The 26,005-nt window shown below is 69.3% G+C and carries 29 protein-coding genes and 1 tRNA gene; 20 read left to right on the top strand and 10 right to left on the bottom strand.

Features of this window, described 5'->3' with window-relative positions; translation table 11 throughout:
• The first annotated feature begins 26 nt into the window (after nt 1–26).
• The 8 genes from C1707_RS25770 to C1707_RS25735 all read left to right on the top strand — a co-directional run bounded on the left by C1707_RS25770 (nt 27) and on the right by C1707_RS25735 (nt 7,927).
• Nucleotides 27–587 (top strand): hypothetical protein, encoded by a 561-nt coding sequence (locus tag C1707_RS25770; protein WP_101714891.1) that lies wholly within the window; start codon nt 27–29, stop codon nt 585–587.
• Nucleotides 588–594: 7 nt separating this feature from the next.
• On the top strand, nt 595–1,209 hold the full coding sequence (locus tag C1707_RS25765; RefSeq protein ID WP_101714892.1) for a 5-formyltetrahydrofolate cyclo-ligase: 615 nt from the start codon (nt 595–597) through the stop codon (nt 1,207–1,209).
• A gap of 6 nt (nt 1,210–1,215) precedes the next feature.
• Nucleotides 1,216–2,037, top strand: coding sequence for a TIGR00282 family metallophosphoesterase (locus C1707_RS25760; RefSeq protein WP_101714893.1), 822 nt, complete (start codon nt 1,216–1,218; stop codon nt 2,035–2,037).
• Nucleotides 2,038–2,153: 116 nt separating this feature from the next.
• The gene (locus C1707_RS25755; protein WP_101714894.1) at nt 2,154–2,570 is read left to right on the top strand and encodes an organic hydroperoxide resistance protein; all 417 of its coding nucleotides are present in this window, start codon (nt 2,154–2,156) and stop codon (nt 2,568–2,570) included.
• A gap of 123 nt (nt 2,571–2,693) precedes the next feature.
• Nucleotides 2,694–3,446, top strand: a complete 753-nt coding sequence (locus tag C1707_RS25750) for a YebC/PmpR family DNA-binding transcriptional regulator (RefSeq protein WP_101714895.1) — start codon at nt 2,694–2,696, stop codon at nt 3,444–3,446.
• Nucleotides 3,447–3,662: 216 nt separating this feature from the next.
• Nucleotides 3,663–6,572: an isoleucine--tRNA ligase gene (gene ileS / locus C1707_RS25745; protein WP_101714896.1), complete on the top strand. Its 2,910-nt coding sequence runs from the start codon at nt 3,663–3,665 to the stop codon at nt 6,570–6,572.
• Between the two features lie 158 nt (nt 6,573–6,730).
• The gene (gene lspA, locus C1707_RS25740; protein WP_101714897.1) at nt 6,731–7,231 is read left to right on the top strand and encodes a signal peptidase II; all 501 of its coding nucleotides are present in this window, start codon (nt 6,731–6,733) and stop codon (nt 7,229–7,231) included.
• A 126-nt stretch (nt 7,232–7,357) separates the two neighbouring features.
• Complete coding sequence (locus tag C1707_RS25735; RefSeq protein WP_101714898.1) at nt 7,358–7,927, top strand: DUF3035 domain-containing protein; 570 nt, start codon at nt 7,358–7,360, stop codon at nt 7,925–7,927.
• Nucleotides 7,928–8,003: 76 nt separating this feature from the next.
• Here the strand turns inward: C1707_RS25735 and C1707_RS25730 are convergent, their stop codons facing one another.
• From C1707_RS25730 to C1707_RS25710, 5 genes are all read right to left on the bottom strand, one after another.
• Nucleotides 8,004–8,315, bottom strand: coding sequence for a hypothetical protein (locus tag C1707_RS25730; RefSeq protein WP_101714945.1), 312 nt, complete (start codon nt 8,313–8,315; stop codon nt 8,004–8,006).
• 148 nt (nt 8,316–8,463) lie between these two features.
• Nucleotides 8,464–8,988 (bottom strand): DUF3617 domain-containing protein, encoded by a 525-nt coding sequence (locus C1707_RS25725; RefSeq protein WP_101714899.1) that lies wholly within the window; start codon nt 8,986–8,988, stop codon nt 8,464–8,466.
• An 81-nt stretch (nt 8,989–9,069) separates the two neighbouring features.
• Nucleotides 9,070–9,570, bottom strand: a complete 501-nt coding sequence (locus tag C1707_RS25720) for a bactofilin family protein (protein ID WP_101714900.1) — start codon at nt 9,568–9,570, stop codon at nt 9,070–9,072.
• An 89-nt stretch (nt 9,571–9,659) separates the two neighbouring features.
• Nucleotides 9,660–9,992 (bottom strand): Mpo1-like protein, encoded by a 333-nt coding sequence (locus tag C1707_RS25715; protein WP_101714901.1) that lies wholly within the window; start codon nt 9,990–9,992, stop codon nt 9,660–9,662.
• Nucleotides 9,993–10,107: 115 nt separating this feature from the next.
• Nucleotides 10,108–10,605, bottom strand: a complete 498-nt coding sequence (locus tag C1707_RS25710) for an Lrp/AsnC family transcriptional regulator (protein WP_058348122.1) — start codon at nt 10,603–10,605, stop codon at nt 10,108–10,110.
• Nucleotides 10,606–10,747: 142 nt separating this feature from the next.
• Between C1707_RS25710 and C1707_RS25705 the strand changes: the two genes are divergently transcribed.
• Complete coding sequence (locus tag C1707_RS25705; protein ID WP_101714902.1) at nt 10,748–14,188, top strand: indolepyruvate ferredoxin oxidoreductase family protein; 3,441 nt, start codon at nt 10,748–10,750, stop codon at nt 14,186–14,188.
• A gap of 25 nt (nt 14,189–14,213) precedes the next feature.
• Here C1707_RS25705 and C1707_RS25700 read toward each other — a convergent pair whose 3' ends face one another.
• The gene (locus tag C1707_RS25700; RefSeq protein WP_205686806.1) at nt 14,214–15,569 is read right to left on the bottom strand and encodes an APC family permease; all 1,356 of its coding nucleotides are present in this window, start codon (nt 15,567–15,569) and stop codon (nt 14,214–14,216) included.
• A 106-nt stretch (nt 15,570–15,675) separates the two neighbouring features.
• On the opposite strand from C1707_RS25700, the gene C1707_RS26410 reads away from it, so the two are divergent.
• From C1707_RS26410 to C1707_RS25685, 4 genes are read left to right on the top strand one after another with little or no spacing between them, the layout of a single operon-like run.
• Nucleotides 15,676–15,951, top strand: a complete 276-nt coding sequence (locus C1707_RS26410; RefSeq protein WP_164467470.1) for a hypothetical protein — start codon at nt 15,676–15,678, stop codon at nt 15,949–15,951.
• Nucleotides 15,948–16,235 (top strand): type II toxin-antitoxin system RelE/ParE family toxin, encoded by a 288-nt coding sequence (locus C1707_RS26405; protein WP_164467469.1) that lies wholly within the window; start codon nt 15,948–15,950, stop codon nt 16,233–16,235. The genes C1707_RS26410 and C1707_RS26405 overlap by 4 nt, the downstream gene beginning before the upstream one ends.
• The gene (locus C1707_RS25690) at nt 16,232–17,353 is read left to right on the top strand and encodes an NAD(P)/FAD-dependent oxidoreductase (protein ID WP_101714904.1); all 1,122 of its coding nucleotides are present in this window, start codon (nt 16,232–16,234) and stop codon (nt 17,351–17,353) included. Before C1707_RS26405 ends, C1707_RS25690 begins: the two co-directional genes overlap by 4 nt.
• A gap of 53 nt (nt 17,354–17,406) precedes the next feature.
• On the top strand, nt 17,407–17,775 hold the full coding sequence (locus tag C1707_RS25685) for a hypothetical protein (RefSeq protein ID WP_101714905.1): 369 nt from the start codon (nt 17,407–17,409) through the stop codon (nt 17,773–17,775).
• A gap of 12 nt (nt 17,776–17,787) precedes the next feature.
• Here the strand turns inward: C1707_RS25685 and C1707_RS25680 are convergent, their stop codons facing one another.
• Nucleotides 17,788–19,035 carry a PQQ-dependent sugar dehydrogenase gene (locus C1707_RS25680; RefSeq protein WP_101714906.1) on the bottom strand — a complete coding sequence of 416 codons (1,248 nt, stop codon included), beginning with the start codon at nt 19,033–19,035 and terminating at the stop codon, nt 17,788–17,790.
• A gap of 147 nt (nt 19,036–19,182) precedes the next feature.
• Here C1707_RS25680 and C1707_RS25675 point away from each other — a divergent pair, with 147 nt between their 5' ends.
• Both C1707_RS25675 and C1707_RS25670 read left to right on the top strand, forming a co-directional pair.
• On the top strand, nt 19,183–20,232 hold the full coding sequence (locus tag C1707_RS25675) for a glycosyltransferase (RefSeq protein ID WP_101714907.1): 1,050 nt from the start codon (nt 19,183–19,185) through the stop codon (nt 20,230–20,232).
• Nucleotides 20,233–20,274: 42 nt separating this feature from the next.
• A tRNA-Met gene (locus C1707_RS25670) sits at nt 20,275–20,351 on the top strand.
• Nucleotides 20,352–20,521: 170 nt separating this feature from the next.
• On the opposite strand, the gene C1707_RS27055 is transcribed toward C1707_RS25670, so the two are convergent.
• Nucleotides 20,522–20,656 carry a hypothetical protein gene (locus C1707_RS27055; RefSeq protein ID WP_276310649.1) on the bottom strand — a complete coding sequence of 45 codons (135 nt, stop codon included), beginning with the start codon at nt 20,654–20,656 and terminating at the stop codon, nt 20,522–20,524.
• 205 nt (nt 20,657–20,861) lie between these two features.
• Here C1707_RS27055 and C1707_RS26400 point away from each other — a divergent pair, with 205 nt between their 5' ends.
• Nucleotides 20,862–21,329 carry a protein activator of alkane oxidation PraB gene (locus C1707_RS26400; protein WP_164467468.1) on the top strand — a complete coding sequence of 156 codons (468 nt, stop codon included), beginning with the start codon at nt 20,862–20,864 and terminating at the stop codon, nt 21,327–21,329.
• 12 nt (nt 21,330–21,341) lie between these two features.
• On the opposite strand, the gene C1707_RS25655 is transcribed toward C1707_RS26400, so the two are convergent.
• Nucleotides 21,342–21,731: a helix-turn-helix domain-containing protein gene (locus C1707_RS25655; RefSeq protein WP_101714910.1), complete on the bottom strand. Its 390-nt coding sequence runs from the start codon at nt 21,729–21,731 to the stop codon at nt 21,342–21,344.
• Between the two features lie 134 nt (nt 21,732–21,865).
• The gene (locus C1707_RS25650; RefSeq protein WP_101714911.1) at nt 21,866–22,768 is read right to left on the bottom strand and encodes a PAS domain-containing protein; all 903 of its coding nucleotides are present in this window, start codon (nt 22,766–22,768) and stop codon (nt 21,866–21,868) included.
• A gap of 261 nt (nt 22,769–23,029) precedes the next feature.
• Here C1707_RS25650 and C1707_RS25645 point away from each other — a divergent pair, with 261 nt between their 5' ends.
• The 4 genes from C1707_RS25645 (at nt 23,030) to C1707_RS25630 (ending at nt 25,965) form a co-directional block, all read left to right on the top strand.
• Nucleotides 23,030–23,455, top strand: a complete 426-nt coding sequence (locus C1707_RS25645) for a TadE family protein (protein ID WP_101714912.1) — start codon at nt 23,030–23,032, stop codon at nt 23,453–23,455.
• Nucleotides 23,456–25,105, top strand: a complete 1,650-nt coding sequence (locus C1707_RS25640) for a pilus assembly protein TadG-related protein (RefSeq protein ID WP_240633826.1) — start codon at nt 23,456–23,458, stop codon at nt 25,103–25,105.
• A gap of 38 nt (nt 25,106–25,143) precedes the next feature.
• Nucleotides 25,144–25,515: a hypothetical protein gene (locus C1707_RS25635; RefSeq protein WP_101714913.1), complete on the top strand. Its 372-nt coding sequence runs from the start codon at nt 25,144–25,146 to the stop codon at nt 25,513–25,515.
• Between the two features lie 96 nt (nt 25,516–25,611).
• Entirely contained in the window at nt 25,612–25,965 is a 354-nt protein-coding gene (locus C1707_RS25630; RefSeq protein WP_058348071.1) for a PilZ domain-containing protein, read from the top strand.
• Nucleotides 25,966–26,005: the final 40 nt, after the last annotated feature.

The following is a 26,005-nucleotide window of genomic DNA, read 5'->3' as shown; positions in this document are numbered from 1 at the left end:
GCGATTTTCAGCCGATCTTTCGGGCGATGGTGTTCACCATCGTCATGTGCGGCTACCACCCCCGCTGCGCACTGGACTCGACGGACGGCGCCGAGGTCCGGGTCGACAAGATCGCCCGGCTGATCGGCGAATGCGACTGGGACATCCATGACCTGTCGCGGGTCGAGGTCGAGCCGGGCGGCCTGCCGCGGTTCAACATGCCGATGGAGCTGGGCATTCACCTGGGCGCCCGCCTGCTCGGCGAGGGGCGCCACCGCCGCAAGCGCGCTCTGATCCTCGACGCCGATCGCCATCGCTACGATGCGGCCCTCTCGGACATTAACGGTCAGGATATTGAGGCGCATCGCAACGATCCGGATGAAGCCATTCGCTGCGTCCGGGACTGGCTGTCGGACCATCGCCCCCGCGATGCGCCTCCCTTGGCCGGTGCGGGCGCAATGCGAGACGACTACCGGCTGTTCAACGTGGAATTCGCCGAACTTCTGCCTCGGCGACGCCTGGAACCGCAGACGCTGACACATAGCGACTTCGTCTACTCCATCCATGACTGGATCGAGTTCTGCGCCGACCGCGCGTTTATTGGATGACACCGGCATGACCATCGCCGACCCCGCCGCCGCCAAGGCCGCCCTGCGCGTCTTCGTGCGCAATCGCCGCAAGCAGCTGGCCCTGGAGCATCCCGAAGCCGACTGGAAGCTGGTCGACGTGGCCAGCGAGCCGCTGTCGGCGCGCTTTCCCGATCCGCGCGGCAAGGTCGCGGCGCTCTATCACGGCCTCGGCTCGGAGGTTTCGGCGCGGGCGCTGGCCGACTGGCTGGCCGAGCAGGGCTGGAGCCTGGCCCTGCCCAGCGTCGAGGGCGCCGATCCGCGCGGCAAGGGCGGCCACATGGTGTTCCGCGCCTGGACCCCGGGCGAGCCCCTGGCCCGCGACGCCATCGGCCTGGTCGCGCCGGTCGCCGGCAATCCCGTCGTCCAGCCCGATCTGGTGTTCGCGCCGCTGCTGGGCTGGGACCGCGAGGGGCGGCGCCTGGGGCAGGGCGGAGGCTACTACGACCGGGCTCTGGAAGACCTGCGGCGGCGCAAGCCGGCCTTCGTCGTCGGCCTCGGCTACCAGGGGCAGGAGACCCACAACCTGCCCGACGAGCGTCACGATCAACGATTGGACGCGATCTTGACCGAAAACGAGTATATCGAGGTCCGAAAGGACTGATCGATCATGCGTTTTGCTTTCTTCGGCGACGTCGTCGGCAAGTCGGGCCGCGACGGCCTGGCCGACCACCTGCCGGGCCTTCGTCGCCAGCTGGGCCTCGAGTTCGTCATCATCAACGCCGAGAACGCCGCCGCCGGCTTCGGCATCACCGAGAACACCGCTCGCGAGCTGTTCGACGCCGGGGCGGACTGCCTGACCCTGGGCAATCACAGCTGGGACCAGCGCGAGGCGCTGACCTACATCGTGCGCGAGCCGCGCCTGATCCGTCCGGCCAACTATCCGGTGCTGTCCGACGCGCCTGGCCGGGGCAGCCACCTGTTCCAGACCGACTCGGGCAAGACCGTGTTCGTCGTCAACCTGCTGGGCCGGGTGCACATGGACGCCATGGACGACCCGTTCGCCGCCGCCGACCGCGAGCTCGACAAGGCGCCGCTGGGCCAGGTCGCCGATGCGGTGATCGTCGACATGCACTGCGAGGCCACGTCCGAGAAGATGGCCATGGGCCACTATTGCGACGGCCGCGCCAGCCTGGTGGTGGGCACCCACACCCACGTGCCGACCGCCGACTGCCAGATCCTGACCGGCGGCACCGCTTACCAGACCGACGCCGGCGCCTGCGCCGACTACGACAGCGTCATCGGCAACCAGAAGGAAGAGCCCCTGCGGCGCTTCACCACCAAGATCAGCGGCGGCCGCTACCAGCCCGCCAGCGGCCCGGCCACGGTCTGCGGCGTGTTCGTCGAGACCGACGACCGCACGGGCCTGGCGGTCCGCGTCGAGCCGATCCGGGTGGGCGGACGCCTGAGCCAGAGCGTGCCGGCCGTTTGAAGTCTGGAGATCTCTCCCTTCCGGGAGAGGGATCAAGAACCTTCAATCCACTCCCGCTTGCATCCGTCACGATCGGCGGCTCATCCTCGACGTCGAGGCAAGCACAGGAGTCCTCCATGACCGACGCCGCCGTCTACACCGCCAAGGCCCACGCCGTGGGCGGACGCCAGGGAACCGCCAAGACCGACGACGGCCACCTGGACGTCAAGCTGGGCTATCCCAAGTCGATGGGCGGCGACGGGCAGGGGACCAATCCCGAGCAGCTGTTCGCGGCCGGCTATGCGGCCTGCTTCCTCGGCGCGCTCGGGCTGGTGGCCCGCGGCCAGGGCGTCAAGCTGGGCGAGCATAGCCTCGACAGCGAGGTCGACCTGATCAAGGACGAGGTCAGCTTCCACATCGGCGTGCGCCTGACCCTCAACGCCCCCGAGGTCGACCGCGCGGTGGCCGAGGACCTGCTGCACAAGGCCCACCAGGTGTGCCCGTACTCCAAGGCCACCCGCGGCAACGTGGTGGTGGAGCTGAAGGTCGCCTGACCTGATCGCGACCGGCGATGGAATGGGAAGGCCGCGAGCGCCGCCTGGGGTGACAAGATGCGTCTCCAGGCGGTAGAAGCGCCGCCAACCCGTTTCATCGTCAGATCAGAGAAGAGCCTCCGAATGGCCGGCCACTCGAAATTCAAGAACATCATGCACCGCAAGGGCCGCGCGGACGCCGCGCGCTCCAAGCTGTTCTCCAAGCTGTCGCGCGAAATCACCGTGGCGGCCAAGACGGGTCTGCCCGACCCGGCCATGAATCCGCGCCTGCGCCTGGCCGTGAACAACGCCAAGGCCGAAAGCCTGCCCAAGGACGTCATCGAGCGCGCCATCAAGAAGTCGCAGATGGGCGACGCGGGCGACTACACCGAGATCCGCTACGAGGGCATGGGCCCGGGCGGCGTCGGCGTGATCGTCGAGGTGCTGACCGACAACAAGAACCGCGCCGCCAGCAACGTGCGCTCGCTGTTCTCCAAGCACGGCGGCGCCCTGGGCGCCACCGGCTCGGTGACCTTCAACTTCGACCGCCTTGGCCAGATCGAGTATCCGGCCGCCAAGGCCAGCGAAGACGACATGATGGAGGCCGCCATCGAGGCCGGCGCCCAGGACGTCGAGAGCGACATGGGCGAGGACGGCGGTCACACCGTCTACACCGCCTTCGAGGACCTCAACGAAGTCTCGGCCGCGCTGGAAGCCAAGTTCGGCGAGGCCTCGTCGACCAAGATCGTCTGGAAGCCCAAGCTGCTGAACGAGGTCACCGGCGACGCCGTGGCCACCCTGATGAAGCTGCTCGACGGCCTGGACGAGGACGACGACGTCCAGAACGTCTATTCCAGCGCCGACATCAGCGAAGAAGACCTGGCCAAGCTGGGCTGATCCTTCCCGATCGACGACAAAGCGGCCGCTCCGGGCAACCGGGGCGGCCGTTTTGCTTTGCGGGCGGCGACCGCTCTGCTATCCCGTCGCTCCATGAGTTTCGTTCGGAAGATCGCGCGAATTATCCGCCCGGCGTGACGCCGCCGGACGAGAGCTCCAGCGCGCGCCGGGTTCACCCGCCCTTCTTCCGACATTCCAGAGCTGGATAGCCTTCCCATGGCCGACGACGCCGCGCCCGCCCGCGACTACCGCGAAACCGTCTTTCTTCCCGACACGCCGTTCCCGATGCGCGCGGGCCTGCCCAAGAAGGAGCCCGAGATCCTGGCGGGCTGGGCGGCCCTGTCCGACAAGGGCCTCTACGGCGCCGTGCGCGCCAGGCGCCAGGCCGACGGCGCGCCGCTGTTCGTGCTGCACGACGGCCCGCCCTACGCCAACGGCGCGATCCACATCGGCCACGCCCTGAACAAGACGCTGAAGGACTTCGTGATCCGGTCGCGCTTCGCCTTGGGCTACGACGTCGACTACGTGCCCGGCTGGGACTGCCACGGCCTGCCGATCGAGTGGAAGATCGAAGAACAGTTCCGCGCCAAGGGCCGCCGCAAGGACGAGGTCCCGGCCGAGGAGTTCCGTCGCGAATGCCGCGCCTACGCCGCCGGCTGGATCGAGGCCCAGAAGGTCGAGTTCCAGCGCCTGGGCGTGCTGGGCGACTGGTGGAACCGCTACGCCACCATGGACTTCACCTCGGAAGCCAAGATCGTCGAGGAATTCCACCGCTTCGCCACCAGCGGCCAGCTCTATCGCGGCTCCAAGCCGGTGATGTGGAGCCCGGTCGAGCGCACGGCCCTGGCCGAGGCCGAGATCGAGTATCACGACCACGTCTCGCCGACGATCTGGGTCAAGTTCCCGGTCGTCGAGGGCTCGGACGCGACCCAGGGCGCCAAGCTCGTCATCTGGACGACCACGCCCTGGACCATCCCGGCCAACCGTGCGGTCTCCTACAATCCCGACATCCCCTACGCCGTCTTCGAGGTGAAGGCGCTGGAGGAGGGTCTCGAGTTCGCGCCCTGGTCCAAGCCGGGCGATCGCCTGATCGTGGCCGAGAAGCTGGCCGAGGAGGTCTTCAAGGCCGCCAAGGTGTCGGCCTTCGAGAAGATCGAGAGCGTCGACTGTGAAGGCATGGTGCTGGCCCACCCGCTGGCCGACCTGGACAGCCACTACGGCTTCGCCGTGCCGCTGCTGGCCGGCGACCACGTCACCGACGACGCCGGCACCGGCTTCGTGCACACCGCGCCGGGCCACGGCGCCGACGACTATCAGGTCTGGCTGGCCCACGGCCATCGCGAGATCCCCGACACCGTCGATCCGGACGGCGCCTACTATCCGTCGGTGGCCCTGTTCGCCGGCCTCAAGGTGCTGGAGACCGAAGGCAAGAAGATCGGCAAGTTCGGTCCGGCCAACGGCGCGGTCATGGACAAGCTGATCGAGGCCGGAAACCTGCTAGCGCGCGGCCGCGTCGAGCACAGCTATCCGCACAGCTGGCGCTCCAAGGCCCCGGTGATCTTCCGCAACACGCCCCAGTGGTTCATCCGCATGGACCACGAGGTCGAGGCCCTGGGCGGCAAGACCCTGCGCGAGACCGCCGTCCAGGCCATCGCCGACACCGCCTTCCACCCCGACGCCGGCCGCAACCGCATCGGCTCGATGGTCGAGACCCGTCCCGACTGGCTGATCAGCCGCCAGCGCAACTGGGGCACGCCGCTGGCGATGTTCGTCGACAAGCACACCGGCCATCCGCTGGTCGACGCCGAGGTCAACGCCCGCATCCTGGCGGCGATCAAGGAGGGCGGGGCCGACGCCTGGTTCACCCGTCCCGACGCCGACTTCCTGGGCGCCCACGATCCGGCCCAGTACGAGAAGGTCGTCGACATCCTCGACGTCTGGTTCGACAGCGGCTGCACCCACGCCTTCACAATCGAGGGCCGCGACGACAGCGCCTGGCCGGCCGACCTCTATCTGGAAGGCTCCGACCAGCACCGCGGCTGGTTCCAGTCGTCGCTTCTCGAAGGCTGCGGCTCGCGCGGCCGCGCGCCCTACAAGGCCGTCCTGACCCATGGCTTCACCATGGACGAGAACGGCGAGAAGATGTCCAAGTCCAAGGGCAACACGATCGAGCCGCAGGCGATCACCAAGGAGTCCGGCGCCGAGATCCTGCGCCTGTGGGCGGCGATGGTCGACTATTCGGAAGACCAACGGATCGGCAAGACGATCCTGGCCACCACCACCGACGCCTATCGCAAGCTGCGCAACACCATGCGCTACCTGCTGGGCGCCCTGGCCGGCTTCGACGAGGCCGAGCGGGTCACCGACTATGCCGAGTTCCCGCCGCTGGAGAAGTTCATCCTGCACCGCCTGTGGGAGCTGGATGGCCAGGTGAAGGCCGCCTACGAGAGCTATCGCTTCTCGGACGTCATCCGTCCGTTGGTCGAGTTCTGCCAGAGCGACCTGTCGGCGGTGTTCTTCGACATCCGCAAGGACAGCCTCTACTGCGACGCGCCGACGGCCCTGCGCCGCCGCGCCTATCGCACGGTGCTGGACCACGTGTTCGACCGCCTGACCATCTGGCTGGCCCCGCTGGCCAGCTTCACGATGGAAGAGGCCTGGGTCACGCGCTTCCCCGACGCCGGCCCCGTGGCCCTGCGGGTGATTCCGGAGACCCCGGCGGCCTGGGAAAACCAGGCCGAGGCCGCGCGCTGGGCCAAGGTCGAGACCGTCACCGGCGTCGTCACCGGCGCCCTGGAAGTCGAGCGCCGCGAAAAGCGCATCGGTTCGGCCCTGGAGGCCGCGCCGATCGTCCACGTCGCCGATCCCGACCTGCTGGCCGCCTTCGAGGGCCTGGACGCCGCCGAGGTGTTCCGCACCAGCGCCGCGACCCTGGTCGCCGGCGAGGGCGGCGCGTTCGCGACCGACGAGGTCAAGGGCGTGTCGGTGGACCCGGCCAAGGCCGAAGGCGCCAAGTGCGCCCGCTCGTGGCGCATCCTGCCGGAAGTGGGAACCGACCCCCGCTATCCGGAGCTTAGCCTTCGCGACGCCGAAGCCGTGGCCTTCTGGGACGCGGCGCGCAAATAATAAAACCTCTCCCAAGGGGAGAGGGAGGGGCCCACGCCAATGGCGTGGGAGGGTGAGGGGGTAAAACGGTTGCCGGTGAAGCCCCTCACCTTCCCAACGCTTCGCGTCGGGCCCCTTCCTCTCCCTATGGGAGAGGTGGACCATTTTCGGAGAATGACTTGAAGATCACCCGCCTGGGCTGGACCGCCTACGCCGTCGCCGTCGCCACGGTGGTGCTCGACCAGATCTCCAAGCTCTGGGTGCTGGGCTTGCTGGGCTCGGCCCAGGGCTCCAGCGCCTCGCTGCTGGGTCCGGTCAAGCTGACCATGGTCCACAATTACGGCATGAGCTTTGGCCTGCTGCGTGACCACGCCGAATGGGGCCGCTGGCTGCTGACGGTGTTCTCGACGGCGGTGGTGATCGGCCTGGGCGTCTGGGCGCGCAAGGCGGTCCGGCCGCTGACGGCGCTGGGCCTGGGCATGATCATCGGCGGGGCGATCGGCAACAATCTGATCGACCGCGTGATCTACGGCTACGTCGTCGACTTCATCGACGTGTCGCGACTCTATTTCCCCTGGGTGTTCAACGTGGCCGACTCGGGCATCACCGTCGGCGTGGCGTTCCTGTTGCTGGACAGTTTCATCGGTGAAGAGAAGAAGCTCTCGCACCAGACGGAATAGGGGCTGAACGGGGGCCAAGCGCCCAAGCAAGGCCACAAATCCGAAGGACATTGGCGCCCGCCTTCGGATGTCGTATCGAGGGCGTCCGATTTTCGGCCCCGGGGGCGGCCGCTGGAGCATGGGTTCATGAAGTTCAACCGGGTTGCGACCCTGAGCGTGCTGGCCGCCGTGGCCGCCACCGGTCTGGCCGGCTGCCAGTCGGCCTCGAAGGCCCTGGGCATGAGCAAGGTGGTCCCCGACGAGTTCCGCGTCGTCACCAAGGCTCCGCTCGTCGTTCCGCCCGACTACAGCCTGCGTCCGCCGGCGCCCGGCGAGCCGCGTCCGCAGGAACTGCAGCCGGAAAGCGCCGCCCGTCAGGCGCTGCTGGGTCAGAGCATGGCCGCCAACCGCACCGACGGCGAAAAGCTGCTGGTCTCGCGCGCCGGCGTCGACAAGGCCGATCCGCTGATCCGCTTCGTCGTCGACGACGAGAACGGCGATCTGGCCCACAAGGACGAGAGCTTCGCCAAGAAGGTCATGTTCTGGCGCAAGGACGACAAGTCCGCCGGCGCGGTGACGGCGGCGGAAGCCGGCGCCACGGCTCCGGTTCCGGTCGACGCGGCCGCCGAAGAGGCCCGCCTGAAGACCCTGACCGGCGGCGGCGCGATCATCATCAGCCGCGACAAGCAGGGCAAGATCAAGCTGCCGGGCCTCTAAGGCTCGGAGCGATCACGCTTTTAGAGAATTCGACGGCCCGGAGGCTTTGCTTCCGGGCCGTTTGTTTTGGGCAGGATCAGTCGCGGGACGTGCGTTCCAGGATGGCCCGCAGCGATTGCGCCTTCATCGGCAGGTCGGACGACAGCCGCGAGGCCATCTCCCGCAGGCCTACGGCGTAGGCCTCGCCGCCTTCGGCGATCTGGTGGGCCCGCTCGCCCAGGGCGATCAGGTCCCGTTCCAGGGCCTCGATTTCCTCGCGGGCCAGCTGGCGGGCTTCTTGTTGCAGGCGTTGCAGGCGCTGGGCCGTCGTCTCCGGCCCGCGGGTCAGGTTGTAGACTTCGGCGCCGGCGGTTTCTTCCGGCACGACGGTCAGATGCGGACCGTTCATCGTCATCGGCTCCTCGAACTCACGGAACCCCCATGCGATGACAATGAACCTACAAGCCTTGCCGTTCCTGTAAAAAAGCGACGTTCCTTGCGAAGCTCGGCGTTTGTGGCGGGCGGGCCACATAAGGTGTTTTGGCTAGGCTCGGCGCCTATTCCTTGGGCTGGGACGGCGCCTTTTCGCCGCCGGCCTCGCAGGGACCGACATAGACGCTCTCGCTGTGAAGCCGCATCGTCTTGGACGCGCCGTAGGCCTGCACCTTCATCTCGAGGTCGGTGGTGGTGCGGGTCTGGAAGTCGCCCTTCACCACGCCGGCCAGGGTGTAGGTGATGGCGTCCTTGCGGCAGGTCAGCTCTAGCGTGAAGCCGTCGATGACCGGGGTGACCTGCGGGGTTCCGCAGGGCGCGGCCTTGGCGGCCTCGGCGGCGGGGTCCTGGCCCTCGCCGACGCACTGGGTGGTGCTCTGCTCGCCGCTGGGCGTGCTGGCGGTGGTCTTCCAGAGACCGGGGCGCAGCGGCCTGGGCGGGCCGCCGGCGGCCGGCGCGGCTTCGCTCTGGGCCGAGGGGGCGTCCGCGCCGGCGGCCGACGCGGCGGCCTTGTCGTCGTTTCGCGAACAGCCGGCCGTCGCCGCCGACAGGGCGAGGATCAGGCAGGCGAGGCGGGCGGTGGTCGTCATCGGCTACTGTCCCGAAAAGCGCGGTGCGGCGAAGCACCTCGATCCGAACAATACGCGGACGCGCCGCCCGGTTGCCAGGGGTCAGCCGACGGCGGGCGCGTAAGCAGCAGGCGCTGTCGCCACCGGGGCAGGAGCGGGGGCGGGCGCCGGCTGCGGCGTCGGACGGGTGAACTTGACGCTGCGGCCCTGGAAGTCGGCGCCGCTCTCCATGGCCAGCTGTTCGTGGGCGATGTCGCCCTCGACCTTGGCCGTGCCGTAGAGGCGCACCTGCCGGGCGGCGACGGCGCCGATGACCTTGCCGTGGATCTCGACGGCCTGGGCGGCGATCGAGCCCTCCACGCGCCCGTTGGGGCCCAGCACCAGCTTGCCGACCTTGATGTCGCCCTGGACGATGCAGTCCAGGTGCAGTTCGCCGTCGCCCGAGACGTCGCCGCGGATGGTCAGGCCCTGGGCGATCAGAGAGGCGGGCTTGGGACGCGGCGGGGCCTGCGGGGCGGCCTGGACCTGAGGCGCGGGCGCCGGAGCGGCCGCCAGGGGCTCCAGGGCCAGCGGGGCGGGAGCGTCTTTCTTCTTCTGGAACATCGATCGGCGGCTTTCTCGAAATGGGTCGCTTGCCAGCTTGAGCAGCAAGCGCGGCGCCAGTCGGAAAGCCCCGTCTCGGCTTTATGCCGTCACCAGGGGCGACGGCCCGCCACAGTTTCGAAGAACAGGCGGAAATCGCCCATCAGGCTGTAGAGCGGATAGCTGAAGGTGGCCGGGCGGTTCTTCTCGAACACGAAGTGCCCCACCCAGGCGAAGCCGTAGCCGACCAGCGGCGCGGCCAGGAAGAACCAGGGGCTGATCGTGAAGCCCATGACCAGGCTGACGATCACCAGGCTGGTGCCGACGACGTGCAGGCGGCGGCTGGTGCGATTGAGATGTTCGGAGAGATAGAAGGGATAGAAGGCGGCGAACGAGCGATAGCGCTCTTCGCCCGACGCGTGCTCGGCGCGATGCTGGCCCATGGGGCGTGTCCTCCCGGTCGATATGGCCCGACCTTGTCTTCTAATGGAGGACTCTCCGCGCCCGGACGCAAGAGGTCTCGTCGAGAGCGGCCCCCGCCGCCCTCGAACCGGTCCTTCAGCCCAGCGGGCTGACGTAGGGGCTGACCAGGCCCAGCGGCACGGCGGTCGAGTTCTTGACGCCGCGGATGACGATGCGGCTCTCGATGTTCGACACCAGGCCCAGCGACAGGATCTTGTCGCGCAGGAACTCGTCGAAGGCGTGCATGTCGCGGGTGACGATGCGCATCTCGTAGTCGGCTGCGCCGGTCACGGTGGCGCACTGCACGACCTCGGCCCACTTGGCCACGGCGTGCTCGAACGTCTCGAGGTTTTCCTTGGTCGGCAGCGACAGCTTCACCGTGCAGTAGACCTCGAAGCCCAGGCCCAGCTTTTCGCGGTCCAGGATGGTCACGCGGCGCTGGATGACGCCCGCGTCTTCCAGGCGCTTGATCCGCCGCCAGCACGGGCTGGACGACAGTCCGACTCGCTCGGCGATCTCGGCGACGGACAGTCCGGCGTCGTGTTGGATGAGATCCAGGATCTTGGCATCCACGGCGTCGAGTTGTTCGGACAAGAATTCCTCCCCCCAGAGGGTGTTTGACGCGTCGATTTTGCGCAAAGCCCGCCCGAGTCGGGCACGCCTTGGGCAAACAATTTCCGCGCTTCTATAAGATATTGCCTTACGGGCGAAAAGACCCGGGAGGAAAATTTTTGCCATGCGGCACTCGGAAGTCACGCTCGACGACAAATATGTGCTCGAAGATGGTCGCGCCTTCATCACTGGCGTGCAGGCGCTGCTCCGTGTGCTGCTGGACAGAAAGCGCCTGGATCGACTCGCCGGCCTGAACACCGCCGGCTTCATGTCGGGCTATCGCGGCTCGCCGCTCGGCGGGCTGGACCAGCAGGCCGCTCGCATCCGCAAGCTGCTGACCGCGCACGACGTGGTCTTCAAGGAAGGCCTGAACGAGGATCTGGCCGCCACGGCCGTCTGGGGCAGCCAGCAGGCCAACCTGTTCCCCGGCGCGACGCACGATGGCGTCTACGGCATGTGGTACGGCAAGGCGCCGGGCGTCGACCGCACCGGCGACGTCTTCAAGCACGCCAACTTCGCCGGAACCTTCCCGACGGGCGGCGTCCTGGCCGTGGCCGGCGACGACCATGCCTGCAAGAGCTCGACCCTGCCCTCACAGTCGGAGTTCGCGTTCCAGGACTTCGAGATTCCGGTCCTGTCGCCCGCCGACGTTCAGGAGGTGCTGGACTACGGCATCCTCGGCATCGCCATGTCGCGGTTCTCGGGCCTGTGGACCGGCCTGATCGCCCTGGCCGACACCATGGACAGCGGCGTCACCATCGACGTGTCGCTGGGCCGCCACCAGGCCGTCATTCCCGACTTCGCCATGCCGCCCGGCGGCCTGGGCATCCGGCTGAAGGACCAGCCGATGGAGAAGGAGCGCCGCCTCCGCCTCCACAAGATCCCCGCCGCCCTGGCCTTCGCCCGCGCCAACCAGATCGACCGGGTGGTGCTGGGCGCCTCGCATGTGAAGGTCGGCAAGGCCCGCCTGGGCATCGTCTGCCAAGGGCAAGCCTACAAAGACGTGCTCGAAGCCTTCTCGGCCATGGGCGTCAGCCTGCAGGAAGCCGCCGACCTGGGCGTCTCGGTCTACAAGGTCGGCATGCCCTGGCCGCTGGAGCCGCTGGGCCTGCGCGCCTTCGCCGCCGGTCTCGAAACCCTGATGGTCATCGAGCACAAGCGGGCCCTGATCGAGCCCCAGGCCCGGGCCGCGCTCTATGACCTGCCCGCCCAGGCCCGTCCGCGCATCATCGGCAAGACCGACGAGAAGGGCCATCCGCTGCTGTCGGAGCTAGGCTCGCTGTCGGTGGCCGAAATCGCCCTGGCCATCTACGACCGTCTGCCCGACGGCCCGCACATGGAACGGGCCCGCGCCTATCTGAACCGCGTCTCGGCCGCCGGCGTCGCCGCCGTCAGCCTGGCCTCCGACCAGGCCCGCAAGCCGTTCTTCTGCTCGGGCTGCCCGCACAACACCTCGACCAAGCTGCCGGAAGGCAGCCGGGCGCTGGCGGGCATCGGCTGCCACTACATGGCCGGCTTCAACGATCCCTCGACCGACCTCAACACCCACATGGGCGGCGAGGGCCTGACCTGGGTGGGCGCGGCGCCCTTCACCACCGAGAAGCACGTCTTCCAGAACCTGGGCGACGGCACCTACAACCACTCCGGATCCCTGGCGATCCGCGCCGCCGTCGCGGCCGGCGCCAACATCACCTACAAGCTGCTGTTCAACGACGCGGTGGCCATGACCGGCGGCCAGCGGGCCGAAAGCGGCTTCACCCCCGCCCAGATCACCCGCCAGCTGGCCAGCGAGGGCGTGACCCGCACCGTGGTGGTGGTCGACGATCTGGCGCGCTACGAGGGCGTCGCCGACCTGGCGCCCGGCGTCGAGGTGTTTCCGCGTTCCGAGCTGATGAGCGTGCAGGAGATGCTGCGCGACACGCCCGGGACCACGGTGCTGCTCTACGACCAGACCTGCGCCACCGAGAAGCGCCGCCGCCGCAAGCGCGGGACCATGGCCAAGGCGACCCAGAAGGTCTTCATCAACCCGCTGGTCTGCGAGGGTTGCGGCGATTGCTCGGTGAAGTCCAACTGCGTGTCGGTCGAACCGCTCGACACCGCCTTTGGCCGCAAGCGCAAGATCAACCAGTCCAGCTGCAACCAGGACTATTCGTGCCTGGAGGGCTTCTGCCCGTCGTTCGTGACCCTGGAAGGCGCCGAGAAGGCCGGCGAGAAGGCCAAGCCCGCGCCGCTGTCGGCGGACTCCACGCCGCTGCCGGCCTTCGAGGAGTTCCACGGCGTACGCCGGATCATCTTCACCGGCGTCGGCGGCACCGGGGTGACGACGGTGGCCTCGATCCTGGCCATGGCCGCCCACGTCGACGGCCGCGCCGGCAGCGTGGTCGACATGACGGGTCTGGCCCAGAAGGGCGGCTCGGTGTTCAGCCACGTCAAGATCGGCGAGACCGAGGAGACGGTGGTCGGCGGCCGCGTGCCCGCCGCCAGCGCCGACGTGCTGATCGCCTGCGACCTGCTGGTCGCCGCCAGTCCCGAGGCCCTGGCGCTCTACGCCAAGGACCGCACCATGGCCTTCGGCAACAGCGATTTCGCGCCCACGGCCGACTTCGTCACCAGCCGCGACGTGAAGTTCGACGGCGGCGCCATGGCCCGCCGGGTCAAGGCCGCCACCAAGGCCTTCGACGCCTGCCCGGCCCAGCGCCTGGCCGAGGCTCGCTTCGGCGACGCCATCTACGCCAACATGATCATGGTCGGCTTTGCCTGGCAGCGCGGGGTGATCCCGGTCTCCAGCCGCGCCCTCTATCGCGCGATCAAGCTGAACGGGGTGGACGCCGAGGCCAACCTGCAGGCCTTCGAACTGGGTCGCCAGGTCGCCTTCGACCCGGCCGCGGCCGGCGACAAGCCGACCGACGTCCCGACGCCGGAGACCGAGCCGCTGGACGCCCTGATCGCCCGCCGCGTCGAGGATCTGGCCGCCTACCAGGACGCCCGCTACGCCGCCCGCTACGCCGAGCGCGTCGCCAAGCTGCGTCATGCCGAGGTGGCGGTGGTCGGCGAGGGGGCGGACCTGCCGCTGACCCGCGCGGCGGCGACCAACCTCTACAAGCTGATGGCCTACAAGGACGAGTACGAGGTCGCCCGCCTCTATACCGACGGCCGTTTCGCCAAGGAACTGGCGGGAACCTTCAAGGGCGGCAAGGCCAAGGTCTGGCTGTCGCCGCCGCTGATCGCGCCCAAGGGCAAGGACGGCAAGCCCAGGAAGATCGCCTTCGGCGGCTGGATGCTGGACCTGGCCTTCCCGATGATCGCGCGGATGAAGGGCCTGCGCGGCGGGACGTTCGACATCTTCGGCAAGACCGAGGAGCGCCGCATGGAGCGCGGGCTGATCGCCGACTACGAGGTGACCCTGGATCGCCTGGCCGCCGGCCTGCGCCCCGAGAACAAGGCCCTGGCGGTCAAGCTGGCCCAGGTTCCCTCCGAGATCCGCGGCTACGGCCACGTCAAGGAAGCCGCGGTGGAGAAGGCCAAGGCGACGGCCGCCAAGCTGTGGGGGCAGTGGGAGGGGTGATCCCCTCCCGGGGCGACAGGGAGGCTCAAGGCTCGGGCGAGCGGGCCTCGTTTGCCGCCGTTCCGGGCATGAGGGCATAGAGCGCCAGCGCCGCCAGCAGCAGCACCCCCGCCGTCAGCGGCGCCGCGAGCGCGCCGGTGCTCACCCGCACGACGATCAGTCCCAGGCAGACGAGCGCGCCCAGGGCCGGCACGAAGGCCGGCGGCTCGAAGGCGCCCTTCTTCTCGCCGGGGCGTCGGCGCAGCACCAGCAGGGCCAGGTTGACGACGGTGAACACCGCCAGCAGCAGCAGGGTCGTGGCCTCGCCCAGCTGGGCGACGCCGCCCGACAGCACCAGCACCGCGATGACCGCCAGCAGCACGAGGATGGCCACGTGCGGCGTACGGCGGCCGGCGTGGACCTTCGACAGCGGAGCGGGCAGGCGGCCGTCGCGGGCCATGCCGTAGAGCAGCCGCGAGGCGGTGACGTAGTTGACGAGCGCGCTGTTGGCGACGGCGAAGACCGTGATGACTACGAAGGTCCAGCCGGGCAGCCATGGCGCGGCGGTTGTCATCACGTGGGCCAGCGGCGCCTTGGCCTCGGCCAGCTCGCGCCATGGAACCACCGAGACGGCGGTGACCGCGACGCCGATATAGAGGAGGGCGGTGATCCCCATGACGGTCAGTATGCCCAGCGGCAGGTCGCGGCGCGGGTTCTTGACCTCCTCGCCGACATTGATCGAGTCCTCGAAGCCGACGAAGGCGAAGAAGGTCAGGGCCGCACCCTGCACGATCAGCAGCGGCACGAGGCCGGTCGCCGCGCCTTCGGACGGAGAGGGGACGGCGAGCAGGTCCTGCGCGCCCCAGAACCTGGCGCCGACGACGATGACCAACAGCAGGCCGCCGGCCTCGATCACGGTGCAGACCAGGTTGGCCCAGATCGACTCTCGAATGCCGCGAAAGACGATGCCGGCCATCAGTAGGGCGTAGGCCAGGGCGATGACCACCGGCGGCACGGCCGCCAGCGGCGCGAAGCTGCCCAGGTTCTCGCCGATCACCCAGGCGCCGGCGGCGATCGAGGTCAGGCCCGAACAGGCCGTGGCCATGCCGACCAGATGGGTCAGCAGGCCTCGGTCGAAGGCCCGGTGGGCGACATAGGCCGCCCCGCCGGCCCGGGGATAGCGCGAGGCCAGGCACGCATAGGACAGGCCCGTCAGCAGGGCAGCGACCAGGGCGACCAGGAACGAGGCCCAGACCATCGCCCCGACCTGCCCGGCCGCCTTGCCGACCAGGCCGTAGATCCCCGCGCCCATCATGCTGCCGGCCGCGTACAGGGTCATCTGCATCGGGCCGATGGCGCGGACGAGTTCCTGCTTGGGCGGAGTGGCGGTCTGGTCGGTCATCGGGCGGCGCATCCTCCTTCGTCCCTGAGCCAACGCGAGGACGGCGGCGGCGGTTCTGCCGGGCCGGGGCGGTGGCGCGAGCGGCGCGGCGTGCTAGGCTCGGGGCATGAACAAGCCGGTTCGACACCCCGACAGGCACTTCATCCCGCCGACCCTGGCCGAGCGGTTGCGCCCTGCCGTCGAGGACGGGCGCTTCGAAAGCGTCGGCGAGGCGGTGCTGGTCACGACCCAGGCCATCGCCGATCGCCTGGAGTTCGGCGCTGCGGACGACGTCGAGGCGATCCGTCGTTCCATCGAGAAAACGATCGCCGAGGACGACTACCAGGACGCCGAGACGGTGTTCGCCAGGCTGCGCCAGCGCTATGGCGAGGGCGAGGATTGAGGCGTTTACGGTTCTCGCGACGCGCGGAACTCGATCTCATCGGCATCGGCGACTGGATCGCCGCCGATCGTCCCATCGCCGCGCGCCGTTTCGTCGCCCGGCTGATCGAAAGCGCCGAGGCCCTGCGCGCGACGCCAGACATGGCGCCGCTCATGCCGGTCTACGGCGCGGGCGTTCGCGGCCTCTCTGTTCGGCCCTACATCATCCTATACCGCGTTTCCGAGGAGGCCGTGCTCGTCGAACGCGTCATCCACGGCGCGCGCCTGCCGAAGAACGTCACATGACCCAGAATTTCGATTTCGACGCCGTCGTGGTGGGCGCGGGCGCCGTGGGGCTTGCCTGCGGCCATGCCCTGTCGCGGCGGGGGCTGGTGGTGGCCGTGCTGGAGGCCGAGGGCCACATCGGCCAGGGCGTGTCGTCGCGCAATTCCGAGGTGATCCACGGCGGGCTCTACTATCCCACCGGCTCGCTGAAGGCCCGGCTGTGCGTGCAGGGACGGCGGCGGCTCTATGCGTTCCTCGACCAGCACAAGATCGCCTACAAGAAGTGCGGCAAGCTGGTGGTGGCCACCAGCGACGACGAGATCGTCCGCCTCGACGCCATCTGGGACCAGGCCCTGGCCAACGAAGTCGAGGGCATGGAGCGGCTGACGGGCGCGCAGGCCGTGGCGCTGGAGCCGGGCCTCAACGCCCATGCGGCCCTGCTGTCGCCCGAGAGCGGCGTCTTCGCCAGCCACGACTACATGCTGGCCCTGCAGGGCGAAGTCGAGGCCGCCGGGGGCGCGGTGGTGATCGCCACGCCCTTCGAGGGCGCGACCCCGCTGGACGGCGGCGGCTTCACCGTGCGGGCCGGCGGCGCCGAGCCCACGACCCTGACCTGCCGGCTGCTGGTCACCGCGCCGGGCCTGTCGGCCCAGGACGTGGCGGCGAGCATAGAGGGCTTTCCCAAGGACCAGATCCCGGCCGCCCGCTATGGCAAGGGGATCTATTTCCGCCTGACCGGCAAGGCGCCGTTCCAGCGCCTCATCTATCCGCCGCCGATACACGGCGCGCTGGGCACCCACTACCGCAACGACATGGGCGGCCAGGCGGTGTTCGGCCCCGACCTGGAGTACGTGCCCGCGCCCGACTATTCGGTCGATCCGGCCCGCGCCGAGCCCTTCGCGGCCTATATCCGCAAGTTCTGGCCGGGCCTGCCTGACGGCGCGCTCAGCCCCGACTACGCCGGCGTGCGGCCCAAGCTGCACGGCGCGGGCGAGCCCCAGCCGGACTTCCAGCTGCGCGGCGCCGACACCCACGGCCTGCCGGGCCTCGCAGCCCTTTTCGGCATCGAGAGTCCGGGCCTGACCAGCAGCCTCGCGATCGGCGAGGCCGTCGCGGATCTGCTTGAGTCGGCTGGCTGACACCAATCCCGCCCTCGCGCGTTAGCTCCGAAGGCTGTTCGACGGAGAGGGCGATGGTGGACGATTTCATCGACAGGCTGACTTCGCGCCTGGTGCGCGGCGCGGGTCTGGTCATGGCCGCGGCGATCGCGGCGGTCTCAGGAGCCATGGCGGTGTTCGCCTTCCTGGCCGCCCTGGTCGGCGCGGCCTGGGCCCACGCCATCGTGGCGGCCATCGCCGCGGCGGTGGTGGCGGTCTGGGCCCTGGCCCAGTCCAACCAGCAGGCCAAGGAGCGCAAGGCCCCGATCGAGGAGCGGGTGGCCGACATCATCCTGGCCCACCCCACCGCCTCGTTCCTGGCCGGCCTGGCCGCCGGCGCCCTGGTCAAGGGCAAGCCGTCGGAGGCCCGCAAGGCCTGGCGGGCCCGACGCGAGGTGGACTGACGCGCTCCAGCGTCAGCCCTTCGGCGCGATCCTGATCACCTTGCCGTCGTCCTCGTCGGTCACCGCCCAGACGGCGCTGTCGGGGCCGACCACGACGTCGCGGATGCGCTCGCCGAACTCGGCGGCGATGCGCTCCTCGCCAACCACCTTGTCGCCGTCCAGCGTCAGGCGGGCGATGTGGTGCTCCTTCAGCGAGCCGACCAGCAGGCTGCCCTTCCAGGCCGGGAACAGGTCGCCCTCGTAGAAGGCCATGCCCGAGGGCGCGATCACCGGATCCCAGTAGTAGATCGGCTGCTCCAGGCCTTCCTTGGCGGTGATCCCGTCGCCGATCGGCTTGCCCGAATATTCCTCGCCGTAGGTGATCGACGGCCAGCCGTAGTTCTTGCCGGCGCGCGGGATGTTCAGCTCGTCGCCGCCCTTGGCGCCATGCTCGACGGTCCAAAGCTCGCCGGTCTTGGGATTGATGGCGGCGGCCTGCAGGTTGCGGTGGCCGATCGACCAGATCTCGGGCTTGGCGCCGGCCTGGCCGGCATAGGGATTGCCGTCGGGGATCGAGCCGTCCGGCTTGATCCGCACCACCTTGCCCAGCGTGCCGTCGAGGTTCTGGGCCTGGCGCCGGCCTTCGAGGATCGAGCGCTCGCCGGTGGTGACGAACAGGTTTCCGTCGCGGGCGAACACCAGCCGGCCGCCGAAGTGCAGCGCCGAGGCCAGGGTCGGGGTCTGGCGCCAGATGACCTGGACGTTCTCCAGCTTCGGCGCGGCGCCCGGGACCAGGCGACCGCGGGCCACGGCCGTGCCGTTGCCGCCGTCGCGCGGCTCGGCGTAGCTCCAGTAGACGAGGCCGTTCTGGGCGTAGTTGGGATCGATCGCCAGGCCCAGCAGGCCGCCCTGGCCGTTGGTGTCCACGGCCGGCACGCCGGCCACGGCGGGCGACAGCTTGCCGTCCTTGGCCAGGATCCGCAGCCGGCCGGCGCCCTTCTCGGTCACCAGGGCCGAACCGTCGGGCAGGAAGGCGATGGCCCACGGATGGTCCAGCCCCTTGGCCACGACCTGCACTTGGTATTCGACGCCGGCGGCCTTGAGCGGCGCGCGGGTCTGGCCGGCGAAGGCCGGTTTCTGGTCCGGGGCGTTGGCCGGGCGGGTCTCGACCGGACCGCCGTCGGCGGCCACGGCCGGGGCGCTGCTGTCTTGGGCCTCGCCGGGGCCGCAGGCGGCGATGGCGAGCAGGGCGGAGGCGGCGAAGATCAGGGAGGAGCGCATGCGGCGACCATAACCGCCTTTTCGTCCGGCGGGCGAGGGGAGGCCGCCCATTTTCCGTCGGGCCCCGATCCGCCCAGTGCATTGACACCGGCGGCGGCGCGGGGAAGTTTCCGGCCCTTCCCCCAGCCGTCTTCCCGGAGCCCGCCCTTGACCGCCATCCTGCACGCCATGCTGGGCAAGGGCCTGGGCGGCCTCGAGCAGGTGTTCCTCGACTACCAGCCGATCCTCGAGACCTGGGCCGCGCGCCGGGGCGGGATCTGCGCGGGCGTGGTCCGGGCCGGCGGCGCGGTGGCCAAGGCTCAGGGCGGCCGCACGCCGCCGCTGCTGTCGATGCCCGCCCATACCGACTGGGATCCCCTGGCCCTGGGCGCGGCCCGGCGCCTGGTGCGGGCGGTCAGGCCGTCGATCATCCTCAGCCACGGCCAGCGTCCGGCCCGCCTGTTCGAGAAGGCCGCGCCGGCGTCGACCCGCCTGGCCATCTGCGTCCACAAGCCGGTGTTCGACGTCGAGACCACCCGCACCGACTACATCTGCGTCGGTCGTCACCTGGCCGAACTGGCGGTCGAGCGGGGGATCCCGGCCGAGCGCGTCCACTTCGTGCCCAACGCCGTGAATATCCCGACGGTGCTGGCCGATCCGTTCGCCCAGGCCGGGCGGCCGCCGCGCATCGTGGCCGCCGGGCGTCTGCATCCCAAGAAGGGCTTCGACGTGCTGATCGCCGCCGCGGCGATCTTGCGCGACAGGGGCCTTGCCTTCGAGGTCGAGATCGCCGGCGAGGGCGACGAGCGCGGCAAGCTGGAAGGCCTGATCGCCGAGCACGGCCTGGCCGACCGCGTGCGTCTGGCCGGCTGGCGTGACGCCTCGGCCTTCCTGGCCACGGGCGACGTCTTCGCCTTCCCGTCCTACCAGGAGGGCTTCCCGCTCGTGCTGCTGGAGGCCATGGCCGTGGGGCTGCCCGTGGCGTCCAGTTCCATTCCGGGTCCGGACGAGATGATCGTCGACGGCGACAGCGGCCGCCTGCTGCCGCCCGGCGACGCGATCGCCCTGGCCGACGCCCTGGCCGCCCTGATCGCCGCCCCTGACGCCGCGCGCGGCTTTGGCCGGAAGGCCCGCGCGGCCGTGCTGGCCGACTATGGTCCCGACAGTCTGGGCAGGCGTCTGAGCGCAGTTGTGGATGAGATCGCAAACCGGGCTTGAAGCCCGCCCCGGTTTGCGCTTATAAGCCCGCTCCGCTTCGGCGGCTGGGTAGCTCAGATGGTTAGAGCGGTGGATTCATAACCCACAGGTCGGCGGTTCGATCCCGCCCCCAGCCACCAAGCGGATTTCCCGCAAAATATTGAATTCATGCAGGCTTTTGCATGATCGCGCGTCAGGCCCGCCGAGCGCGTCCAGCCGACTCCGAAAGTTCCAGAGGGGGAAGCCGCCCCGAAAGCACCGGCGGCCCGCCTTGAACGTCGGTCGTGAGGGTGGGGGCTGCCCTATCACGTCAGTCGGTCTCGGTTTCCTTCTTTTTCTTCTTTCCCTGGTCGTAGTGCCATTTGATGGAGAAGAACATGCCGACGCCGAGGACCATGATCTTGAGCGGGAAGAAAACCAAAGGGAACCAATCTGCCGAAGACACGAGATTACTCCAGAAGTGGCGTCAAAAGTCGACGCGTATCGTCTGATAAGGCGTGATCAGCCTACCAATTTTGTTGGCCCAGGTGTCGTGGACAAAGTGTCCAACCGTGACAACCAGTTCGACGCCGACCCCTCGTTGCGCTTCAACTTAAAGCAATGTAAATATCGCTGATAAACGATAAATTGCGCTTGGGGAGACGAGCCTGATGAAATCCGCCGCTGCTCTGTCCGCCGCCGTTCTCATGGCGACCGCCGCTGGGTCCGCCTCGGCCGCCTCGTTCACGCCGAACCCCGTCTCGGGCTTCACGATGAGCGGAATGCTGAACATCTCTCAAACCACGACGGTCGACTGCAGCGTCACGATGACGGGCGACATCGCCAGCGGCGGCGCGACCGCGACGATCACCAATGTGTCGGTGGATCCCGGCAGCTGGCATTGCGGCTGGTATGTGACGGCCAGCGGCACGCCGTGGATCGTCCTGCCGACCAGCACCTCGTCGGTCATGATCTGGATGGGATTCGCCGCGCCCTCGATCTGCAGCGGCGCCACGACCGCCAGCTGGACGAACGGATCGCCCAGCGCGGCCACCTTCTCAAGCGCGAGCCTTCCCGGGTCTCCGGGCTGCACCCTGTTCGGCACGGTCACCGCCTCGCATTCGGTGACCATCATCTGACGGTCGGCGCGATCAGGAGGCCGCGGCGTCCTCGGCGGCGTACACCGTCGCCAGGCGGAAGATCTCGTTACGCACCGGCTCGGGCAGGGCGACGGCCGCCTCCATGAACGGGGCGGCCTCGCGCAGGCTCATGAAGCGGGCGATCAGGCTCTCGCCGCCGCTGGCGACGACGTCGACCCCCTCGAACAGGGCGCCGACGGGCAGCGACAGCACCCGGGCGACCTCGACCAGCTTCGAGGCGCTGATGCGGTTCTCGCCGGTCTCGTACTTCTGAATCTGCTGGAAGGTCAGGCCCAGCGCCGCGCCCAGTTCCTCCTGCGAGACGCCGGCCGCGCGACGATGGGCGCGGATCATCGCGCCGACGTGCCGGTCGATCGGGTGCGCGGGAGGCGGGGTCGCCATGACGTCATTTCCGTATACGAAAATCAACGTTTTGGCTTTGCCTCGCGGGCGGCGAAAAGACAAGCGCCCAGCGCGGCGCCCGCGCGCGAATATTCCGTCCGGTCAAGTTCGATTCCGGCGCGGTCTTGATCGCGTCAGGTCGACAGCACCGCCAGCACCCCTTCGGGTACGCCGTCGCGGCGGACGGTGGCCAGGGCCAGCTCGACCGTGCGCTCGGCGCCGTCCTTGACCAGCAGGGTCACGGGCAGGCGCGCGGGCGCGTCGCCCTGCAGGGCGTGCTCGACGGCCTGAGTCAGGGAGCGGCGCTCGGCCGGACGGACGATGTCGCTGAGCCGGCAGTCGCGCAGCTCGGCCTCGGAGAAGCCGGTCAGCCGCAGGAAGTCGGCGTCCATCGAGGCCAGTACGCCGCGGATGTTGAGGCGCGCGGTGGCCACGCCCGGCAGCACCGACAGGGCCGTCTCCAGCGCCGCGGCGCGATCGAGGCGGGCGCGCAGGTCGCGCTCCTCGGTGCGGTTGACGAACACGGCCGCCACGCCGCCGGGATAGGGGAACACGCGCACGCCGAAGCAGCGGCCCGACTGCACGGTCGATTCCGACTCGAACTCCAGCGTCTCGCCCGTTCGCAGCACGCGGCGGAACTGCTCGCCGATCAGGGCCTGCACCGGGGCGCTGAACACCTCGGTCCAGGCCAGGCCGACCAACTGGGCCGCGCTGGCGCCCTTCAGATCCTCGAAGACCGCGTTGACGGCGATGATCCGCAGGTCCGGATCAAGGGCCACGAACGCCTCGTTCATATGGCCCAGGATCGCCGACCTCGCCGTCTCGGCCGTCTGCAGGGCCGAGTCGTTGTCGAAGCCGGCCGGCCCCTCGGCCAAGCCCGCGGCCGCGTAGTGCTCGGCCGAGATCATCACCACCCGGGGTCGGCCGTGGTGAGTCACGATGACCGGTCCGGACAGGGCCACGTCCTGCCACTGGCCGAAATTCCTGCTGATTTCCCCGGCGGTCACCCGCGCCGGCGCCATGTCGCGCGACTTCATGTCACCCTCTCCAGATCCACGCAAAATCCGGACGCTCCGCAATCGCCGAAACAAACTCTCGGAATGGTTGGCTGGTTGCCACTTAAAGTTACCGCCACGCGAGTCTGGGGACAACGGTGTTATCCCAGCGGCACAACGTCGCACTACGGCAAAGTTCGAAGTCCGCGAACTTCAAATAACGCGGATTTTCCGTGAGAACTCGCTGACAGCCAAGGTCGACTTACGCTCATGCCGCAACCGAAAGGATATGCGGAGGCGCCTATGTGCAGAAAGCAGTTCTTCCAGAAGTTCGGCGCGGACCGGACAGGGACGGCCCTGGTCGAGTTCGCCCTGGTTTGTCCGATGCTCATCATGCTCGTGGTGGGGATGCTCGGCTGGGGCGCGTACTTCTGGATGGCCCACTCGGTGCAGCAGGTGGCCAACGACGCCGCGCGGGCGGCCGTGGCCGGGCTGAACGGGGCCGAGCGGGCTTCGCTGGCCAAGGCCGCGGTGACCGAGGGCATGGCCGACTATTCCGGCCTCGACGGCTCCCTGGTGAAGACCACCGTCACCGAGCGTTCCGACCGCACCGTGGTGTCGGTCTCCTACGACGCCTCCAAGACCGTCGTCTTCGCCTTCTCCAAGATCGCCCCGATGCCCTCGAGCATGATCACGCGCCAGGCCTCGGTCCGTCTGGGGGGCTACTGAATGATGCGCCGCTGGCTTCGCGACGATAAGGGCGGCGTGGCGATCATCGCCGCGGCCACCCTGACGGGCGGCGTCGGCCTGGCGGCCCTGGCCGTCGACGTCGGTTCGGTCTACCTGCAGTCGCGCCGGCTGCAGGGCGTGGCCGACCTGGCGGCCATGGCGGCCGCCAGCGACATCGCCCACGCCCAAGCCGCCGCCAACGCCACGGTCGAGATCAACCCGGTCGGCGGCGCGGTGACGGCGCAGGTCGCGCGCGGCCGCTACGACCCTCGCGCCGTCGGCGGGCCCAGCCAGCGCTTCCAGGCCGGCGAGGTCGATCCCGACGCCGCCCGCGTCGTCCTGCAGGGCGAGGCGCCGCTGTTCTTCGGCCAGGCCCTGCTGGGCAAGAAGACGATCCCGATCCGCCGCCAGGCGACGGCCACGCGCGCCGACCTGGCCAGCTTCTCGATCGGCACCCGGCTGGCCAGCCTCGACGCGGGCGTCGCCAACGCCCTGCTGACCGGCCTGACCGGCAGCAAGGTCAGCCTGTCGGTCATGGACTACAACGCCCTGGCCGACGCCGACGTGGACCTGTTCGACTATCTCGACGCGCTGGACACCAAGCTGGGGATCAACGCCGCCAGCTACGACGACCTGCTGGCCACCGACGTGAAGACCGGCAAGGCCCTGTCGGTGCTGGCCGACGTGCTGAACGCCGCCGGCGACAGCCGCGCCGCCAGCGCCGCCACGGTGCTGGCCTCGGCCACCGCCTCAAGCCAGCAAGTCAAGCTCAGCACGCTGGTCAACCTCGGCCCCTACGGCGGCCAGGACCACGTGGCCGGCGGCTCCAGCGCCGGGATCGGCACGGACGCCATGCAGCTGGCCAACGCCATGCTGATGCTCAGCAACGGCGCGCGGCAGGTGCAGCTGGACCTGGGCGCGGCCATTCCGGGCCTGGCCGACGTCGACGCCTGGCTGGCCATCGGCGAGCCGATGAACAACTCGTCCTACATGACCGTCACCCAGGACAAATCGGTGGTGGTCCGCACGGCCCAGACGCGGCTGTATGTCGAGGCCAAGCTGCTGGGATCGGGGATCCTGGGCGGCCTGGCCCAGGTCAAGGTGCCGCTGCTGGTGGAGCTGGCCTCGGGCGAGGCCAAGCTGGCCGCGCTGGACTGCAAGACCCGCACGACCACCCTGGCGGTCAAGCCCAGCGTCGGCTCGCTGACCATCGGCCAGGTCGACACCAGCAAGCTGTCCAACTTCAAGGTCGGCCTGACCCCGACCAAGGGCCGGATCGTCCAGGCCCCGCTGTTCACGGTGGACGGCGCGGCCAAGGTCGACCTGGGCGGGGCCAGCTTCCGCAACGTCGTGTTCAGCAGCGCCGACGTGGCGGCCGGCACGGTCAAGACCGTGAAGACCAACGACCTGGTGTCGACCACGGTGGCCACCCTGCTGGGCAACCTGTCGCTGGACGTCCATCTGCTGGGCCTGCAGCTGGGCCTGGGCGAGTCGGCGATCCTGGCGGCCCTGAAGCCGCTGCTGGCCGCCGCCGCCTCGCCCCTGGACCTGGCGATCAACCGCCTGACCGCCCTGGTCGGCGTGGGCCTGGGCGAGGCCGACGTGCGGGCCAACGGCATGCGCTGCGGCGCCCCGGCCCTTGTGGCCTGATGAGTTCTAACCCCGAGGAAGGAAAGCGTAGTTCAGTCATGTCCAGGAAGTCGTCGCAGCAGCAAGTGCAGATCCAGGCGCCCGTCCAGGTCTCGGGTCAGGGGCGCGGGTCGTCCTGGCCCGGGCTCGGGGACGCGCCCGACGACGCGCCCTCGGGGCCGTTCGGCCGCCGCGGCGTGTCCGACGCCGAGCTGTCGACGCCGTCGGTGCTGCACTCGGACTTCCAGCCGCCCAGCATCCGCGCGCGCCTGCACGTGCTGTGCGCGCTCTACGCCCACACGCCGTCGCCGGCCCGCCGCCTGGAGCTGCTCGACAGCCTCGAGGGCCAGGTGCTGGAGCTGGCCCATCTGATGGCGCTGGACCTGCTCGACAACGGCTGGCGGCCCGAGCCCGGGCGCGACGCGGCCTGACCCGTCCACCGATCCATCCACGGCCAAGCTTAGGTAAACGTCGGAAAAACCGTCTAAAACGACGACCGATTAACCGCGCCGTGCGTTGTTGAGGTCATGTCGAGGTTTGATTCAGGCACGGGGGCCGATCGTCGCGCTGCGCCGCGCCTGAACACCAACAGGTCGGGCAAGGTGCTGTGCGGCGCCTTCGCCTGGGACTGCGTGATCAAGGACGTCTCGGACGGCGGCGCGCGCGTGCTGATGCTGTCGGGCTCCACGCCCCCCGCCAACGTGCAGCTGGTCGACCTGGTCGGCGGCTTCGCGCACGACGTGAAGGTGGCCTGGCGCAAGGACCGCGAGCTGGGCCTGACCTTCCTGCGCAGTCACGACCTGCGGGGCCTGGCGCCGGCCAGCCTGCAGACGGCCAAGCGGATCTGGCTGGCGGCCCAGAGCCGGGCCAGCACGGGCTGAACCCGTTCCCCCAAAGAAAAAGCCTCGCCTGGGGGGAGGC

It is taken from the genome of Caulobacter flavus (assembly GCF_003722335.1).
In the GTDB taxonomy this organism is placed as follows: Bacteria; Pseudomonadota; Alphaproteobacteria; order Caulobacterales; family Caulobacteraceae; genus Caulobacter; species Caulobacter flavus.
The sequence above is the reverse complement of the archived record's forward strand: the minus strand, read 5'-3'. Positions and strand labels throughout refer to the sequence as shown.